Origin of the sequence: Aminobacter sp. MET-1 (assembly GCF_026521175.1) — a bacterium.
In the GTDB taxonomy this organism is placed as follows: Bacteria; Pseudomonadota; Alphaproteobacteria; order Rhizobiales; family Rhizobiaceae; genus Aminobacter.
In genome coordinates, this window is sequence record NZ_JAMSHL010000010.1 from 118,093 (window position 1) to 135,823 (window position 17,731).

The following is a 17,731-nucleotide window of genomic DNA, read 5'->3' on the forward strand; positions in this document are numbered from 1 at the left end:
GGTGCTTCCGCTTCCCTAGGCGACATTTTGAGCCCTGGCATTCTGTGAGTTTGGCTGCACGCCGGAGGCGAGCATGATGATGGCTTCCTCGCCGAGTTCGTCGGCAGCGAGTTCGCCTGCTATCCGTCCTTCGCACACCACCAGAACGCGGTCGCACAGGCCAATGAGTTCTGGCATCTCGGAGGAGATGACGATGACGCCGACGCCGCGCCTGGCAAGCTCGCGCAGCAGGCGATGGATCTCGGCCTTGGCGCCGACATCGATGCCGCGCGTCGGCTCGTCCATGATCATGACCCTGGGGCCGACCGACAGCTGCTTGGCAATCGCCACCTTCTGCTGGTTGCCGCCGCTGAGCGTCGAGACGGCAGCGCCGACGCCCGCCATGCGCACGCCGAGCCGCTTCGCCAGCTCTGTTGCCTGCGCGGTTTCGGCCCGACGGTCGAGCAGGCCGAGTTTGCCTGTGAGCTTGCCGAGGTCGAGCGCCGAGACATTGGCGGCAATCGACATGTCGAGAAATACGCCAGAGCCCTTGCGGTCCTCGGAGAGATAGACAAGGCCAGCCTTCACCGCATCGGCATAGGAAGAAATCTTGCTTGGCTGGCCGTCGATTTCGATCGCGCCCGAAACCGATCTCCGCAGGCCGCACATGGTCTGTGCCATTTCGCTGCGGCCCGATCCGATCAGGCCGCCTATGCCGAGAATTTCGCCGGCGCGAAGCTCCAGCCCGACGCCGAAGCAGCGCGCACCGTCCGACAGGTCGGACACCTTGAGCAAGGTGCCGCCAGGCATTTCATCTGGGTCGAGCTTGTCGGGGTAGAGCTGGGCGATCTCGCGGCCGACCATCCTGCGCACCACCTCGTCGGGCGAGGTCGCGGCGATCTCGTCGGTGGCGACATAGCGGCCGTCGCGGAACACCGTCACCCGGTCGCACAGCGAGAAGATCTCGGCCATGCGGTGGCTGATATAGATGATGGAGATGCCGCGCGACCTGAGTTCGCGGACAATCGCGAACAGCCGCTGCGCTTCCGGCTCGGTCAGGGCTGCCGTCGGTTCGTCGAGGATCAGCACGCGGCAGTCGAGCGTCAGCGCCTTGGCGATCTCGACCAGCTGCTGATTGGAAATGGAGAGATCGCCGACTTTGGTGCGCACCGGGATGGGCGCAAGCAGGTCCATCACCTTCTGCGCCTCGCCATTGAGGCGCTGGAAATTCATCAGCGGCGCGCGGCGGGCATTGATCGCCGACATGAAGATGTTCTCGGCAACCGTCGCATCGGGGCAGAGCGCGATCTCCTGATGCACGAGCGCAATGCCGAGCTTCTGGGCAGCGGCTGGGTTGGCGATCTCGGTGCGCTCGCCGGCGAGGCGGATCACGCCTTCGTCAGGCTGCAGCACGCCGGCGATGATGTTCATCAGTGTCGACTTGCCCGCACCGTTCTCGCCGCACAGCGCATGCACTTCGCCTGGCGTCAGCGAGAAGTCGATGCCGGTCAGCGCTTTGATGGCGCCGAACGACTTCGAAACTCCTGATATCTCGAGAATGGGCGTCGACATCTGTCAACTTTCGCTGTGGTTTGGGTTCTGAGAGCACCGGGGCGCAGGCGCCCCGGCTGTCTTCAGCAAGGCATGAAAGGGCGGGGAAATCTATTCCTCGATGCCCTTGGTGCCGCGACGCTTGAGGTACTTGTCCCAGTAGAAGTCGTCGGCGTTGTCGGCGGTCACGATCGAGAAGCCGTTGTCGACGAAAGGCACGCTCATCGGATTGAAGCCCGAGCGCTTGGCGTCGTTCATCGGGTCGATCAGCTCAGGATGCTTGGCCATCCACAAGAGCATGAAGCCCATGTAGCCCTGCATGCCCTGGTTCGGGTTGACCGAACCGAAGATCTCGCCGGCCTTGATCATGTCGAGGATCTTGGCGTTGACGTCGGCCAGCATCACCTTGATCTTGCCGCCGCCTTCCTTGGCCGCCTGAGCAGCACCGATCGCCGAATTGGCTTCCGGCATGAACACGGCGCCGAGGTCGGGGTGGGCCTGAGCGAGGCTGAGCACAGCCTGGTAGGCCTTGGTCGGATCCTGGTTCGAGGCAGCGCGGCCGACCAGCTTCATGTCCGGCCACTTGGCCTCCATGCGGGCGACGAAGGCGTTGACGCGCTTGTCATGGTTGTCCTGGCCGGGATTCTCAAGCACGGCGTATTCGCCCTTGCCGTTCATCGACTTGGCTACAGCATCGGCAGCATAGGTGCCTTCGGCGACGTTGTCGGAGGTGATGTAGGAGACGCGCTTGGAATTGGGCGAGTCGGCGGCGAAGGTGACGACTGCGGTGCCCTGCTCGATGGCGCGATTGATCGGCTCGATGAAAGGATCGGAGTTCATCGGATGCACCAGGATGCCGGCCGGCTTCTGGGCCAGCGCTTGGTCGAAGGTCGCGATCTGCTTGTTGACGTCATATTCCGGCGTGCCGGTGTAGGCGGTCTCGCAGCCAAACTGCTGTCCGGCCTGCTTGAACATCTCGTAGACCGGGAACCAGTATTCGACGCCCGACACCATGACGTTCATGACGTATTTTTCGCCGGGCGCGCATTTGAACGGGTTCTCGGCCGACTGGGCATGGCCCATCCCGAGAATGGTCGAGACCGCAGCCGCGGCCGCGAAAGTGCTCAGAAATTTACGCAAGTTCCCTCCCTTGGCCGAAGCCAGATCAATAACCTTCGCCAGCACCGGAGATGCTGCGCCGTATGGATTGATTGCCCGAACTTCCTCCCGAAGTCCGGTGAAATGAGAATTGCAGCCTTGCGTCCAGCTGTCAATAAAATTCACAATATGAAATATATTTCAGACTGACAAGCGGTCGGATCGTTCATTCGGTGAAATTTATTGCAGCGGATCGCTGAGCAATAGGCAAGTGCCGTATACGCCTGCCACGGGCCAACGGCACTGAACCATTGCCAAATGAACCCCGGCGAGTACCTATGTGCGATAAGTTGAGTTTTAGAGGAAAGATTCTATGCACAAGACAACCGGTCGGTTCGAGAGCGAGCACGGGCAGAAGTACATGACCCAGCTCTGCAAGCATTTTGCCCACAAGATCGAGGTCACCTTTTCCGAGCGCCATGCCGAATGCCTGTTTCCGTTCGCCAAGGCGGTGATGGATGCCGATGACAGCGGCCTGACGATCCATCTGGTCGCGCCCGACGGCGAACAACTGGCCCGCGCCAAATCCGTGATCGACGACCATCTCGTCCGTTTTGCCTTTCGCGAAGCCGACAAGTCCACCGAATGGAGCGCCTGACCCAGCAGAGGCGAGGCGTGGCCGTGTCTTTTCCGGCGCAATCACAAAAACTCTAACAAGTGCCATGAGGGCTTGTTGCCGCCGCAAAAATCCTGATAAGCGAAAACTGGAGATAAACAGGAAGGTTTATTCAGCCTTCGATAAGATACGGAGCCAAGTCATGAAGTTCGCTCGGAAGCTGGCCACTATGGCCGCAGCGCTGGCCATGGTCGCGACCCCCGCCCTGGCGGTGGAGGTATCGACGGCCGCCGGACCGAAAACCATCGACAAGGTGCCGCAAAAGGTTGCCGTCTATGACATGGCCGCCATCGACACGCTGGCCAGCATCGGCATCAAGCCTTCAGGCGTTCCCGAAAAGCTGTTTGTTCCAGAGTTGACCGAGGCCAACAAGGATGCCGCAAAGATCGGTACGCTGTTTGAGCCTGATCTTGAGGCACTGAACGAACTGGCCCCAGACCTCGTGGTGGTCGGCGGCCGCTCGTCGGCAAAGGCTGAGGCCACGGCCAAGGTGGCGCCCACCATCGACATGACCATGGATGGCGACGACCTGCTCGGCCAGGCCAAGGAACGACTCGCCGCCTATGGCGAGATCTTCGGCAAGGCCGATGAGGCGGCTGCCGCCGCCGGGAAGCTGGACGCGGCGGTCGAGGCCGCGCGCCAGGCCGTGAAGGGCAAGGGCAAGGCCCTGATCATCATGACCAACGGCCCCAAGATCACCGCCTATGGCGCCGGCTCGCGCTTCGGCTGGGTGCACAAGGCGCTCGACCTTGAGCCCGCTGTCGCCAACATCGAGGCTTCCGGCCATGGCGAGGCGGTCTCGTTCGAGTTCATCAGCAAGGCCAATCCGGACTGGCTGCTGGTTCTCGACCGCGCTGCTGCCATCGGCTCCAGCGACCAGGGTGCCAAGGCGACCCTGGACAACGAGCTGGTCGCCGGCACCGCCGCCTGGGAAAAGGGGCAGGTCATCTACCTGCCGGCCGCCGACTTCTACATCGCCGCCGGCGGCGTGAACTCGACGCAGCGCGTGCTCTCGGTCATCGAGCAGGCCTTCGCCAAGGCCCAGTGATCAGTGACCGAGGCGCGGTGATGCCGAAGACCCTGCCGGCCGCACGTGTTGCGGTCGGCGCCAGCCTCGTCCTGCTGTTCCTGCTCAGTCTTGGCATCGGCGTCGACGACCTGTCGATCCGAAGCGCTGCAGTCGATTCTGCAGCACTTCAGCTGTTGCTGGTGAGCCGCCTGCCGCGAACGCTCGCGGCGATCCTCGTCGGCGCCGGGCTCGCCATCGCCGGACTGGTCATGCAGATCCTGGTGCGCAACCGTTTCGTCGAGCCGACGACGACAGGAACCGACCAGAGCGCGGCGCTCGGCGTGCTTGCCGTCACCATCCTTTTTCCGGCCGCCTCCATCGCGACGAAGACTGTCGTGGCCGCCAGCGCGGCACTTGCCGGCACATCGGCCTTTCTCGCCATGGCGCATCGCCTTCCGCCGACCCAGCCCTTCCTCATCCCACTGTTCGGGTTGATCTTCGGCGGTGTCGTCGGCGCCGCCGTCACCTTCATCGCCTGGCAGTTCGATCTGCTGCAATTCGTCGATGTGTGGACCAAAGGCGAATTTTCGGGAGTGCTGCGCGGCCGCTATGAAATGTTGTGGCTCGTCGCCGCTGCCGTCGTCTTCGCCTGGTGGATCGCCGACAGGCTGACCATTGCTTCAATGGGACGGGACATCAGCACCGGCCTCGGATTGAACTACCAGCGCATCGTCCAGCTCGGACTGGTGATGATCGCCATCATCTCGGCGCTCGGCGTGGTCGTGGTCGGCATGATCCCCTTCGTCGGCCTGGTCGTACCCAATCTCGTATCGCGGCTGATGGGCGACAATCTGCGCGCCGCCCTGCCGTGGGTCGCCGCCACCGGCTCGACCCTGGTGCTCGGCTGCGACATCCTCGGCCGCATCATCCGCTACCCTTACGAAATCCCCGTCGGCACCGTGCTCGGCGTCGTCGGGGCCGGGCTGTTCCTCTGGATTCTTTTTCGGCGGACCGACCATGGCTGAGCGGCGGCTGTGGTTTCTTGCCGGCGCGGCACTGCTGGCAGCTTGCGCCTATATGGGCGTCGGCCTGCGCGGCAGCATCTGGTTCGCGCTCGAACTGCGTGCCGTCAGGCTACTGGCGCTTGCGCAAGTCGGCGTGGCGATCGCGGTTTCGACCGTCGTCTTCCAAACCGTCACCGCCAACCGCATCCTCACGCCCTCGATCATGGGGCTCGATGCGCTCTACATGTTCGGCCAGATCGCCATGGTCGCAGCGCTCGGCGTCACCGGGTTCGTGGCGCTTGAACCGCGGCTAAAATTCGCCGTTGAAACCGCTGTCATGATGGCCCTGGCGCTCGCAATCTTCGTACCGATGCTACGCCGCCGCTACGACATGGGACTGCTGCTGCTGGCAGGCGTCGTCATGGGCGTGTTGTTCCGCAGCCTCGCCAGCCTGTTGGCACGCGTCATCGACCCCAACGCCTTCGCGGTTGCGCAAGGCGCAAGCTATGTCGACTTCAACACCGTACGCACCGACCTCGTGCTGATCGGTCTGGTGGTGACGCTCGCAGCAAGTGCCATCGTCTGGCACAAGCGCCACCTGCTCGACATCGTAGCCTTGGGCGCCGACAGCGCCATCGGACTCGGCGTCGACTGGACGAGGACGCTGGCCGGCCTGCTGCTTCTGGTGGCAGCGCTCGTCGCGGTGTCGACAGCGCTTGTCGGCCCCGTCGCCTTCCTTGGCCTGTTGGTGGTGGCGCTGGCCGAGCGCATCGTCGGCAGCCGCAGGCACCGCCTGCTTCTACCAGCAGCAACGCTGACTTCTGTTGTCGTGCTGCTCGGCGGCCAGACAATCCTGCAGCACGGGCTCGGCGGTGCTTCGACGCTCGGCGTCGTCATCGAGTTCGTCGGCGGCATCGTTTTCCTGTGCATGCTTTGGTCAGTGAGCCGGCGATGATCGAGATCAACAACGTTTCCTTGAACCACGGCACCTCAAGGGTGCTGCACGATATCTCGCTGACGCTGCCCAAGGGCGGGCTGACGGCACTGGTCGGCCCCAATGGCGCCGGCAAATCGAGCCTGCTGTCGCTGGTCGCACGGCTGCAGCCGCTGGAGACCGGCTCGATCTCGGTCGACGGGCTGCCCGTCGACACCACTCCGGGAAGGCTGATGGCGCAGAAGCTCGCCATCCTTCGCCAGGACCCAACGGTGGCAAGCCGCCTCAAGGTGCGCGAGCTGGTCGGCTTCGGCCGCTTCCCGCACAATCGCGGCCGCGCCGACGAGCGCGACCGCGCGCTGATCGAGGCGGCACTGGAACAGTTCGACCTGGTGCCCCTGGCCGACCGCTTTCTCGATCATCTCTCCGGTGGCCAGCGCCAGCGCGCGCTCGTCGCCATGGCCTTCTGCCAGGGCACCGACTACATGCTTCTGGACGAGCCGCTCAACAATCTCGACATGCAGTTCGCCCGCCAGCTGATGCGCGACCTGCGTTCCGCCACCGACCGCGAAAGACGCACCGTGATCGTCGTCCTGCACGACATCAATCACGCCGCCATCCATGCCGACCGCATCGTTGCCATGAAAGGCGGGCGCGTGATTGCTGACGGCGCGCCAAGCGAAGTGCTGCAGCCTGACATCCTCGAAGAGGTGTTCGGCTACCGCATGGAGGTCATCAAGATAGGCCCGACGCCGCTGGTGCTGCATCACCGATAAAGACGGCCCAGATCTTCGTCAGGGAGACCGGCAACTGCGACAAGGCCGTGCGCGCCACCTCTCCCGACGGCGCAGCACTGGTTTTTCCAGCGCCGGCATCGCCCTCCTCTCTGGCGGTCGGCTGCCTCACAGCACCCCCATCCTCGATATTGGACTGGACACGGTCCCCTGACCAAGGCAAAGGTCCCGCCTCGGGTAGGGATGGCAAGGACACATCTTGGCAGTGGAGAGCGTATGAACGCCGAATTGCACCTGAATGCAGCCGCGGAGCCGCTCAATGGGGCACTTCCCCAGTGGAGCCGCGAAGACGCCCAGGCGATCTACGACCTGCCGTTCAACGATCTCATCTTCCGGGCGCAGACGATTCATCGCCAAAACTTCGACCCCAACCGGGTCCAGCTGTCGCGCTTGCTATCGATCAAGACCGGCGGCTGCCCCGAGGATTGCGGCTATTGCAGCCAGTCGTCGCGCCATGAATCCGGGCTCAAGGCCTCCAAGCTGATGGAAGTGCAGCGCGTTCTGGCCGAAGCGAAAAAGGCAAAGGATGCCGGCGCCACGCGCTATTGCATGGGGGCTGCCTGGCGCAGCCCCAAGGAGCGCGACATGGATGCCGTTGTCGCCATGGTCGAAGGCGTCAAGGAACTCGGCATGGAGACCTGCATGACCCTTGGCATGCTCGATCTCGGCCAGGCACAGCGCCTGAAGCAGGCCGGCCTCGACTATTACAACCACAACATCGACACCTCGGAACGCTACTACAGCGAAGTCATCTCCACCCGCACCTTCGCAGACCGGCTCGACACGCTGGCCAATGTGCGCGACAGCGGCATCAAGGTGTGCTGCGGCGGCATCGTCGGCATGGGTGAGGAAAAGACCGACCGCGTCGACATGCTGGTGACGCTGGCGAACCTGCCCGAACATCCCGATTCGGTGCCGATCAACATGCTGATCCCGATCGAAGGTACGCCGCTCGGCGAGGCCGAACCGATCGAGCCGATCGAATTCGTGCGCACCATCGCACTGGCCCGCATCATGATGCCGAAGTCGCATGTGCGCCTGTCGGCCGGCCGCACGGCGATGAGCGACGAGATGCAGGCGCTGTGCTTTTTTGCCGGCGCCAATTCGATCTTCGTCGGCGACACGCTTTTGACCGCCGAGAACCCGGGCGAGGACAAGGACACCATGCTGTTCCGCCGCCTCGGCATCCAGCCGATGGAGCGCGAGGCGGAGTGACCGGGCGAGCGTTGCTCGACCGCTACGAGGCCAGCCTGCGCGGGCTGGCCCGCAAGAGCCGGCTGCGCTCATTGAACGGTCGCGCCGGGCTCGATTTTGCTTCCAACGATTATCTTGGACTGGCGGGCAACAAGCGCATGGCCGATGCGGTCGCGACAGCGCTGGCCAATGGCACGCCGGTGGGCGCCACCGGCTCACGGTTGTTGCGCGGCAACGATCCGGAGCATGAGGCGCTGGAGGCCAAGGCAGCAAGCTTCTTCGGCGCTGAACGGGCACTGTTTTTCGGCGGTGGATATGTCGCCAACTTCGCCGTGCTCACCACCCTGCCGCAGAAGGGCGACCTGATCGTCCTCGACGAATTGGTCCATGCCAGCGCCCATGAGGGCGCGCGCGCCGGCCGAGCCGAGGTGGTGGAAGTCAGGCACAACGACGCCAATGCTGTGGAAGACGCCATAAGGGTCTGGCGCACGGGCGGCGGCACCGGACGGGCCTGGATCGTGGTCGAAAGCCTCTACAGCATGGATGGCGACGCCGCGCCGCTGAACGAATTGATGGCCGTCGCCGACCGGCACGAGGCTTTCCTGTTCATCGACGAGGCGCACGCAACAGGCATCTACGGCCCCGAAGGGCGTGGACTGGCGCACCATCTCGAAGGCCGTGACAATGTGGTTTCGCTGCACACATCCGGGAAGGCGCTGGGCGCTTCGGGCGCGCTGGTCACTGCACCTGCAGTACTGTGCGACTATCTCGTCAACCGCTGCCGGCCCTTCATCTACGCTACGGCCCCCTCGCCGCTGATGGCGGTGGCGTCGGCTACCGCGCTCGACATCGTTGCCGACGAACCCGAACGCCGCCAGAGGCTGGCGAAGCTGGTGACGCTATCGGGCGAAAAGGCTCTAGCGCTGGGCTTCCCCCCGAGCGGATCGCAGATCCTGCCGATCATCGTCGGCGACAATGCTCGAGCCATGGCGCTGGCCGAGGTGCTGCAGGCACGAGGCTTCGATGTGCGTGGCATCCGCCCGCCGACCGTGCCGGAGGGCACAGCGCGATTGCGAATTTCGCTGACGCTCAATGTCGGCGAGGACGATGTTACGGCGCTGTTCGACGCGCTGGCCGAGGAATGGAAGCAATGAGCAACACAATTGTCGTCACCGGGACTGACACCGGCATTGGCAAGACCGTGTTTGCAGCGGGCCTCACCGTCCTGCTCGACGGCGTCTATTGGAAGCCGGTGCAGTCGGGCATCGAGGAGGAGACCGACAGCGAGATCGTCGCCCGTCTTGCTGGCCTGCCCGGCGAGCGGGTCCTGCCGGAGACGTGGCGGCTGAAAGAACCGCTGTCGCCGCACCGCGCTGCAGAACTGGACGGTGTCGAGATCGATGCCGACGCGCTGGCCCTGCCAGTCACTCAGCGGCCGCTGGTTGTCGAAGGCGCCGGCGGCCTGATGGTGCCGGTCAACAGGCGTACACTGTACATCGACGTCTTCGCGCGCTGGGCAGCACCGGTGGTGCTCTGTGCCCGCACCGGGCTCGGCACGATCAACCACACGCTTCTGTCGATCGAAGCGCTGCGCAGCCGTGCGGTCCCGCTTTTGGGCGTGGCCTTCATCGGCGACGAGATGGTCGACACCCAGCGCACCATCGCCGAGATGGGCAAGGTGCGCGTGCTTGGCCGCCTGCCGCGCCTCGAAGCGCTGACACCTGGGACACTCGCCCAGGCCATGCAGGCGAACTTCCGCGCCGCCGATTTCCTGGAGGCCAGGCCATGAGCCGGTCTGCTGTCTGGCACCCCTTCACCCAGCATGCCACCGAGCCTGTGCCGCCCATGATTGCGCGCACCGAGGGCGCCTATGTCGAAACTGTAGACGGCAAGCGCATCCTCGATGCGATCTCGTCCTGGTGGGTCATCACCCACGGCCACAGGCATCCAAAAATCGTCAGCGCCATCCGCAACGCCACCGAAACGCTCGACCAAGTCATCTTCGCCGGCCTGACCCACGAGCCGGCGGAAAAACTGGCCACCGCGCTGGTCGAGATGGCTCCATCAGGGCTCGACTGGGTGTTCTACTCCGACAGCGGCTCGACCAGCGTCGAGGTGGCGCTGAAGATGGCGCTTGGCTTCCACCGCAACAATGGCGACGCCCGCTCGCGTATCGTCGTCATGGAGCACAGCTACCATGGCGACACGATCGGCACGATGAGCGTCGGCGAACGCGGCGTGTTCAACGCCGCCTACGACCCGCTGCTGTTCGAGGTCGACACCATTCCTTTCCCGGCCGCCGGCCATGAGCAGGAAACGCTGGACCGTTTCGAGGCGCTGACGCGCGACGGCAAGGCGGCAGCACTGATCGTCGAGCCCTTGGTGCTCGGAGCGGGCGGCATGCTGATGTATCCAGCCCGGGTGCTGACCGAGCTCAAGCGTATCGCTGAGAAGTCGGGCACGTTGCTCATCGCCGACGAGGTGATGACCGGCTGGGGCCGCACCGGAACCATGTTCGCCTGCGAACAATCAGGCATTTCACCCGACATTTTGTGCACGTCGAAGGGCCTGACGGGCGGCTCTGTGCCGCTGGCGGCGACGCTGGCCACCGACGCGATCTTTCGCGCGCATTTCTCCACCGACCGCTCCAAGACCTTTTTCCATTCGAGTTCCTACACCGCAAACCCGATCGCCTGCGCCGCAGCGCTCGCCAATGTTGCGATCTGGCGCGACGAGCCGGTGGTCGAGCGGGTCACCGCGTTGTCGAAGATGCAGGCGGACAAGATCGCGCGCTTCAACGGTGACGCGCGCTTCGAGAACCTGCGCAGCACCGGCACCATCGCCGCCGTCGACCTGCATGTCGGCAAGGCAGGTTACCTCGCCGAGGTCGGGCCGAAGCTGCGCGCGTTCTTCCTCGATCGCGGGCTTCTGGTCCGGCCGCTTGGCAACGTCATCTACGTGCTGCCGCCCTATTGTGTGACCTCTGCCGAACTCGACCGGCTCTACGATACAGTCGACGAGGCGGCCGAGCTGGCCGCTACAGGATGAGCCGCACCGCGCGCATCGCTGGCTTCGGCCACCACGTTCCGGCCCGCAAGGTCGACAACGCCGAGATCGAGGCGAGCCTTGGCCTCGACGCCGGCTGGATCGAAACCCGCACCGGCATCCGCTCACGCTTTTGGGCAGAACCCGGGGACACGCTGTCGGGACTGGCCGCCAAGGCCGGCGAAATGGCGCTGAAACAGACCGGAATCGCGCGCGGCGACATTGGCCTGCTGCTGCTTGCCACCTCGACGCCAGATCATCTGTTGCCGCCGAGCGCCCCGCTGGTAGCCCACGGGCTCGGGCTCGCCAATGCCGGCGGCGTCGACCTCGCCGGCGCCTGCGCCGGCTTCATCTATGCACTTACCTTTGCCGACGGCTTCGTGCGGCTGCACAACAAACCGGCCATAGTCATCGCCGCCAACATGTTGAGCCGCCGCATCAACCCGGCCGAGCGCGCAAGTGCCGTGCTGTTCGCCGATGCCGCCGGTGCTGTCGTCCTGGCGCCTTCTGCGGAAGCCGGGCATGGCATCCTCGGCGCCTCGGTCGCCGCCGACGGCAGCGGCTACGGCCTGATCCAGATCCCGGCCGGCGGCAGCAGCCGGCCTTTCGCCGACGAGCTCGACATTGCCGACACGCGCATGACCATTGCCAACGGCCGCGAGGTCTTCGTCAAGGCGGTGGAGATGATGGGCCGCTGCTCGGCGGACGCGCTCGCTGCTGCAGGCCTCGCCGCCAGCGATGTCAGCCGCTTCGTACCGCACCAGGCCAACGCGCGCATCTTCAACGCCGTCGGCAAATCGCTCGGCATCGCCGACGACAGGATCGTCAAGACCATCGCCGACTACGGCAATTCGTCTGCCGCGACGATCCCGCTGTCGCTTTCATTGACACATTGCATCCGACCATTCCTGTCAGGCGAAAAGCTGCTGCTCGCGGCCGCCGGCGCGGGGTTGACCGGCGGAGCGCTGGTCCTCGGCCTCTAAGGGGAAAGAGCCTTTCGAACGATTGGCGATCCGCGTGGATCGAAATGGCCCACGGCTGCCAGCCGTGACAACAATCGTCAACCCACCATTGGTCATCGCTACCGTACATCCCGGTTCGATCATCCGTGCGAACCGGCCGTCCTTACAGGTGGCCGCCTGAGGGCAAGTCGGTATCCTGAGCCGAACGGTCGGACGCGGGTCCGACAGCTCGTTAAGGCGCGAAACTTGCAAAAAATGTGATCCGTTCAATGGCAATTTCGGGCCAGAACCAGTGCCGGAGATGGGTCGAAAGCATGGCATCGCGCAGTGCGACATTGCAATCAACATGTTGTTATCGCTACATTTTATCATAAAAATCCCTCTCCAGCCGGGATCTTCGAGCGCATTTCCGAGGTTGCTTTACAAGCGTAGTTTTTTGTGCGCTTATGATCAAATGATGGAGAAAGAGGAACGCTCCGCGGCGGCTTGACCAACGGGCAACAAAGGCCCGAGACGAAGCACGCGGATGCCATCATGCAAACAAGGGGAAGACTCGAGATGAACAAGACAAAGGGCCTCCTGCTGGCCAGCCTGCTCGCGGCAACCGCATTCTCCACCTCGGCCAAGGCCGAAGATGCAGCCTGCCCGGTCAAGATCGGCGGCGTGCTGTCGCTGACCGGCTCGATGGGCGCGGTGGGCAAGAACATCGCCAAAAGCGCGCAGCTCGCCATCGCCAACATCAACGAGGGCGGCGGCATCAAGGGTTGCCAGGTAGAGTTCGTGCTGCGCGACGACCAGGGCCAGCCCAATGTCGGCGTCGACGCGGCCAAGTTTCTGGTTGATGTCGAGGGCGTCAAGGCCTTGACCGCCAGCATCGGCAGCGGCGTCACCATCCCGATCCTGACTTCGGTTGCAGCTCCTTCGCAAATCCCCCAGATCGCCTGCTGCGCTTCGGCGCCGACGCTGACCACGCTCGCCCAGGAAGGCAAGACCGGCGGGTTCTTCTTCCGCACCCAGCCGACGGTCAAGAACCTTGCTTATCCGCCGGCCAAGATCGCCGCCGAGCGCGGCTTCAAGCGCATCGCGGTCATCTACGTCAACAACGACTACGGCGCGAGCCTGGTGAAGGATTTCTCCAAGGCGACAGAAAAACTCGGGGGCGAAGTGGTGAAGGCGGTCGCCTTCAACGAGAACCAGGCTTCCTATCGCGCCGAGGTTTCGGCAGCTCTCGCCGAAAAGCCGGATGCGATGTTCCTCGTCGCCTTCCCGCAGGACGGCGCCACGATCGCCCGCGAATGGATCTCGCTTGGCGGCACCCAGGACCTGATTCTCAACAACGCGCTGCGCAGCCCCGACTTCGTGAAGGCGGTTGGCGCCAAATATCTGACCAAGGCCTTCGGCACCGACAATGCATCAGTGGCCGGCCCCGAGATCGAGGCCTTCAAGCAGGCGTTCAACGCCGCATACGGGATCAGCTCCGACGGCCCCGGCATTTATAGCGAATACGACGCCGTCATGATCCTCGGCCTTGCCATGAACATCGCACCGGACCTGTCCGGTTCGTCTATCCGCGATGCGGTCCGCAAAACGCAGGCCGCGGATGGCGAAGTGATCGGCACGGGTCCGGCCGAGTTCAAGAAAGCGCTGGAGTTGATCAAGGCAGGCAAGCCGATCAAGTTCGTCGGCTCGCTCGGCACGATCGAGTTCGATGCCTATGGCGACATCAGCGGCCCAGCCCTGTCCTGGCACATCCAGGGCGAGGAACTGATCATCGACAAGACCTACTCGAACGAGGATATGAAGAAGCTCTTCGCCGAAATCGAGAGCTAAGACCTCGGGCGGGCAACGGACCACAGGGCATGACCAACTACACGCTTTCCCACTGGGGCACCTATGAGGTCGAACCCCGAGGAAACGAAATGCCCTCCCTCAAGGCGTTCGGGCGCGATCGGGATCCCAGCCCGATTGGCCTCTACCAGCTGGCCCCGGAGCTCAACAGGCTTCGGGTCCGGCGTCCTTCGATCCGCAAAAGCTGGCTCGACAACGGCCCGGGCTCTGCACCGCAGCGTCGCGGGCTCGATCCATTCGTCGAGGTCGACTGGGAACTGGCCCTTGAGCTGGTCGCAGCCGAGATCGACCGGGTGCGTACCACCTTCGGCAATTCGGCGATCTTCGGCGGCTCCTATGGCTGGTCGAGCGCCGGCCGCTTCCACCATGCCCAGAGCCAGGTCCATCGCTTCCTCAATGCCGCCGGCGGCTATGTCCGGCATGTCGACTCCTACAGCCTGGGTGCGGCCAACGTCATTCTGCCGCACATCGTCGCCAGCATGGATGAGCTGATGGCGAGTCACTCGTCATGGGATTTGCTGGCCGAGCATTGCGAACTGTTCGTCACCTTTGGCGGCGTGCCGGTCAAGAATTCACAGATCAACGCCGGCGGAGTGAACCTGCATGGCGTGCCTTCCGGCCTGGCGGCCATGCGCAAGGCGGGCGTCCGCTTCGTCAATATCGGCCCTGTGCGTGACAACATCGGCGCCAATGCCGACGTCACCAGCTGGATACCCTGCCGGCCCAACACCGACACGGCGGTGATGCTTGCGCTCGCCTGGGTTGTCTACACAGAAGGCATGCACGACCAGGCCTTCCTCGAGCGCTGCTGCACCGGCTTCGACAAGTTTGCGCCCTATCTCACCGGCGAGGCCGACGGCATCGCCAAGACGCCCCGCTGGGCGGAAGCGATCAGCGGCGTGCCCGCCACGACGATCGTCGACCTTGCACGCAGCATGGCGTCATCGCGCACCATGCTCAACGTGTCATGGTCGATGCAACGCGCCAGCCATGGCGAACAGCCATTCTGGATGGTGGTGACACTGGCGGCGATGCTTGGCCAGATAGGCACGCCCGGCGGTGGTTTCGGCGTGGGTTACGGTGCAGCCAATCTGGTCGGATCTGCGCATGCCAAGGTCAAGGGCCCGACCTTCTCGCAGCTCAAGCCAGGCGTGCCGGACTTCATTCCGGTCGCCCGCATCTCCGACATGCTGCTCAACCCCGGCGCTCCGTTTACCTACAATGGCAAGACCCGGAACTATCCCGACATCCGGCTCATCTATTGGGCCGGCGGCAATCCGTTCCATCACCATCAGGACCTTAATCGCTTCCTGACAGCCTGGCAGAAGCCGGCCACCGTCATCGTCAATGAACAATATTGGACGCCGACGGCCAAGCGCGCCGACATCGTGCTGCCTGCAACGATCTCGCTCGAGCGCAACGACATCGGCTCATCGACACTGGAGGCATACTTCGTTGCCATGAAACAGGCCGTCCCGCCTGCAGGCGAGGCACGCGACGATTATGCGATCTTTGCCGAACTCGCCGAGCGGCTGGGTTGCGGCTACATCTTCAGCGAAGGCCTGGACGCGGATGGCTGGCTGCCGCGTCTCTACGAGGAATGTCGGGACATCAACCGCCAGCGCGGTCTCGACCTGCCTGACTTCGATACATTCTGGCAAGACGGGCTTATCGACCTGACGCCGCTGGACAAACCCGTCAACATGCTGGGCGACTTCGTCGCCGATCCCGAAAAAAAGCCGCTCGGTACCCCGTCCGGCAAGATCGAGATCTTTTCCGAACGCATTGCCAGCTTCGGCCTCGACGACTGTCCGGGCCATGCCGTCTGGCTCGAGCCGCAGGAATGGCTCGGTGCCGACCTTGCCGGCACATTTCCATTGCATCTTCTGACGGATCAGCCGGCACGCCGGCTGCACAGCCAGCTCGACGCCAGCCCCTACAGCCAGGGCGGCAAATCGGACGGCCGCGAACGCGTCTATATGAACGCCTCCGATGCGGCACGGCGGGGCCTGAACGAAAACCAGGTCGTCGAACTGTTCAACGACCGCGGCCGTTGCCTGGCGGCAGTGGCGATCAGCGACGACATCATGCCCGGCGTTGCACGGCTCAACACCGGCGCGTGGTTCGATCCCGATCCAAAAACCGGGCTCGACAAGCACGGCAACCCCAATGTGCTGACGCTTGACGTGCCGGCATCGGGTTTGTCGCAGGGTTGCAGCGCACAGACCTGCCTGATCGAAATCACAGCCTTCACCGGCATCCCCCCTGTCGTTACCGCATTTTGCCTGCCTGAGTTCGTCAAGCCATGAAGTCCACCACACCGGCATATGCCTCTTCCCAGCATGAACGAACAGTCTGGTGGAAGACCGCCAATACGAACCCGATCGGCCGCCCTCTTACCGCGACGACGACAGCCGACATCGCCATCATCGGCGCCGGCTTCACCGGACTGACGGCTGCTCTGCACCTGGCCAGGCGCGGCGCGCGCGTCGCCGTGCTTGAGGCCGATGTGATCGGCAGTGGGGCCAGCGGGCTCAATGCCGGCTTCGTGGTCCCAAATTTCGCCAAGGCCGATCCTGCTGCCGTTGTGGCCAAGCTCGGCAGAGAACGTGGCGCAAGACTGCTGGACATGATCGCCGTCGGCGCAGATCGCGTCTTTGCCACGGCGCGCGAAAACGCCATCGATTGCGACGCCGAGCAGGTCGGCTGGATGCACGTCGCGCACTCGGAGAAGATGTTGCCGATGCTCGAGCGCCGCGCCAGAGCGTGGCAGGACCTGGGCAGGCCGGTAAGCATGCTCGACGCCACCGAAGCGCGCCGGCGCGCCGGCATGCGCCATTCCTACGGAGCATTGATCGACCGGAGCGGCGGCACGGTGCACCCGCTCAACTATGCCTATGGACTAGCGGACGCGGCCATCGCGGCAGGTGCCGTGCTGCATGAACATGCTGAAGTCGACGCTGTTACGCGGTCCGGCAATGGCTGGCAACTTGCGAGCGGCGAGCACCGGATAAGTGCACGCGCCGTGCTCTTGTGCAGCAATGCGGCGGAGACGGGTGTCGCACGCCGCCTCGGCCGCATCGTCGTGCCACTGAAAGTCTACCAGATCGCCACCGAACCGCTGGATGAGGTGACGGTTCGGCGCATCTCGCCCGGACGCAACCCTGTCGCCGATACCCGCGCCAATCTGTTTACCTTCCGGCTAGACCGCGACAATCGCCTGATCAGCGGCGGCATGTCCATGCTGCCGATGGGTGCTGCACCACGCATGGCCCGGATGATCGCGCAACGCTTGCAGGCAGAGCTTGGCCTCAAGCACGTACCTGCCGTCGACAGCATCTGGCGCGGTACAGCGGCCATGACCACGGACTTCCTGCCCCACATCTACGAATTCGCTCCCGGTTTCATCGGCGGCATCGGCTGCAACGGCCGCGGCATCGCTTTGACGGCAATGCTGGGCGAAGTGCTGGCGGATGCCGTGTCGGGCACGCGGCTTGCCGACCTGCCCATCCCTCAAGCCTCACCGCGCGGTCTGCCATTCCGCAGCCTTGCCGCGGCAGCGCCCGCGGTTGCCATTGCGCAAGCCAAGTGGCAGGACCGGCGGGAAGGACTTTAGGACGCCGCGCCTGCGACCGGA

15 protein-coding genes are annotated in these 17,731 nt (G+C 64.0%); 13 read left to right on the forward strand and 2 right to left on the reverse strand.

Annotated elements, in window-relative coordinates; genetic code table 11:
• Positions 1 to 15 precede the first annotated feature (15 nt).
• Complete coding sequence (locus NDO48_RS15895) at positions 16 to 1,551, reverse strand: sugar ABC transporter ATP-binding protein (protein ID WP_018430777.1); 1,536 nt, start codon at positions 1,549 to 1,551, stop codon at positions 16 to 18.
• A 90-nt stretch (positions 1,552 to 1,641) separates the two neighbouring features.
• Complete coding sequence (locus tag NDO48_RS15900) at positions 1,642 to 2,670, reverse strand: substrate-binding domain-containing protein (protein WP_026227758.1); 1,029 nt, start codon at positions 2,668 to 2,670, stop codon at positions 1,642 to 1,644.
• A 331-nt stretch (positions 2,671 to 3,001) separates the two neighbouring features.
• Here NDO48_RS15900 and NDO48_RS15905 point away from each other — a divergent pair, with 331 nt between their 5' ends.
• From NDO48_RS15905 to NDO48_RS15965, 13 genes are all read left to right on the forward strand, one after another.
• Complete coding sequence (locus NDO48_RS15905) at positions 3,002 to 3,286, forward strand: DUF2218 domain-containing protein (RefSeq protein ID WP_018430775.1); 285 nt, start codon at positions 3,002 to 3,004, stop codon at positions 3,284 to 3,286.
• 160 nt (positions 3,287 to 3,446) lie between these two features.
• On the forward strand, positions 3,447 to 4,352 hold the full coding sequence (locus NDO48_RS15910) for a siderophore ABC transporter substrate-binding protein (protein WP_018430774.1): 906 nt from the start codon (positions 3,447 to 3,449) through the stop codon (positions 4,350 to 4,352).
• A 20-nt stretch (positions 4,353 to 4,372) separates the two neighbouring features.
• Positions 4,373 to 5,338, forward strand: a complete 966-nt coding sequence (locus tag NDO48_RS15915) for an ABC transporter permease (protein ID WP_051092010.1) — start codon at positions 4,373 to 4,375, stop codon at positions 5,336 to 5,338.
• Complete coding sequence (locus NDO48_RS15920) at positions 5,331 to 6,272, forward strand: iron chelate uptake ABC transporter family permease subunit (RefSeq protein ID WP_018430772.1); 942 nt, start codon at positions 5,331 to 5,333, stop codon at positions 6,270 to 6,272. Before NDO48_RS15915 ends, NDO48_RS15920 begins: the two co-directional genes overlap by 8 nt.
• Positions 6,269 to 7,027 (forward strand): ABC transporter ATP-binding protein, encoded by a 759-nt coding sequence (locus tag NDO48_RS15925; protein WP_267321772.1) that lies wholly within the window; start codon positions 6,269 to 6,271, stop codon positions 7,025 to 7,027. The genes NDO48_RS15920 and NDO48_RS15925 overlap by 4 nt, the downstream gene beginning before the upstream one ends.
• Positions 7,028 to 7,261: 234 nt before the next feature.
• Positions 7,262 to 8,260, forward strand: coding sequence for a biotin synthase BioB (gene bioB, locus NDO48_RS15930; RefSeq protein WP_018430770.1), 999 nt, complete (start codon positions 7,262 to 7,264; stop codon positions 8,258 to 8,260).
• Positions 8,257 to 9,393, forward strand: coding sequence for an 8-amino-7-oxononanoate synthase (locus NDO48_RS15935; protein WP_267321773.1), 1,137 nt, complete (start codon positions 8,257 to 8,259; stop codon positions 9,391 to 9,393). Before bioB ends, NDO48_RS15935 begins: the two co-directional genes overlap by 4 nt.
• Positions 9,390 to 10,028: a dethiobiotin synthase gene (gene bioD / locus NDO48_RS15940; protein WP_018430768.1), complete on the forward strand. Its 639-nt coding sequence runs from the start codon at positions 9,390 to 9,392 to the stop codon at positions 10,026 to 10,028. Before NDO48_RS15935 ends, bioD begins: the two co-directional genes overlap by 4 nt.
• Positions 10,025 to 11,287 carry an adenosylmethionine--8-amino-7-oxononanoate transaminase gene (locus NDO48_RS15945; RefSeq protein WP_267321774.1) on the forward strand — a complete coding sequence of 421 codons (1,263 nt, stop codon included), beginning with the start codon at positions 10,025 to 10,027 and terminating at the stop codon, positions 11,285 to 11,287. Before bioD ends, NDO48_RS15945 begins: the two co-directional genes overlap by 4 nt.
• Positions 11,284 to 12,267 carry a beta-ketoacyl-ACP synthase III gene (locus NDO48_RS15950; protein WP_018430766.1) on the forward strand — a complete coding sequence of 328 codons (984 nt, stop codon included), beginning with the start codon at positions 11,284 to 11,286 and terminating at the stop codon, positions 12,265 to 12,267. Before NDO48_RS15945 ends, NDO48_RS15950 begins: the two co-directional genes overlap by 4 nt.
• A 537-nt stretch (positions 12,268 to 12,804) precedes the next feature.
• Positions 12,805 to 14,076: an ABC transporter substrate-binding protein gene (locus NDO48_RS15955; RefSeq protein WP_018430764.1), complete on the forward strand. Its 1,272-nt coding sequence runs from the start codon at positions 12,805 to 12,807 to the stop codon at positions 14,074 to 14,076.
• Between the two features lie 29 nt (positions 14,077 to 14,105).
• Positions 14,106 to 16,403, forward strand: coding sequence for a molybdopterin guanine dinucleotide-containing S/N-oxide reductase (locus NDO48_RS15960; protein ID WP_018430763.1), 2,298 nt, complete (start codon positions 14,106 to 14,108; stop codon positions 16,401 to 16,403).
• Positions 16,400 to 17,710 (forward strand): NAD(P)/FAD-dependent oxidoreductase, encoded by a 1,311-nt coding sequence (locus NDO48_RS15965; RefSeq protein ID WP_018430762.1) that lies wholly within the window; start codon positions 16,400 to 16,402, stop codon positions 17,708 to 17,710. The genes NDO48_RS15960 and NDO48_RS15965 overlap by 4 nt, the downstream gene beginning before the upstream one ends.
• Positions 17,711 to 17,731: the final 21 nt, after the last annotated feature.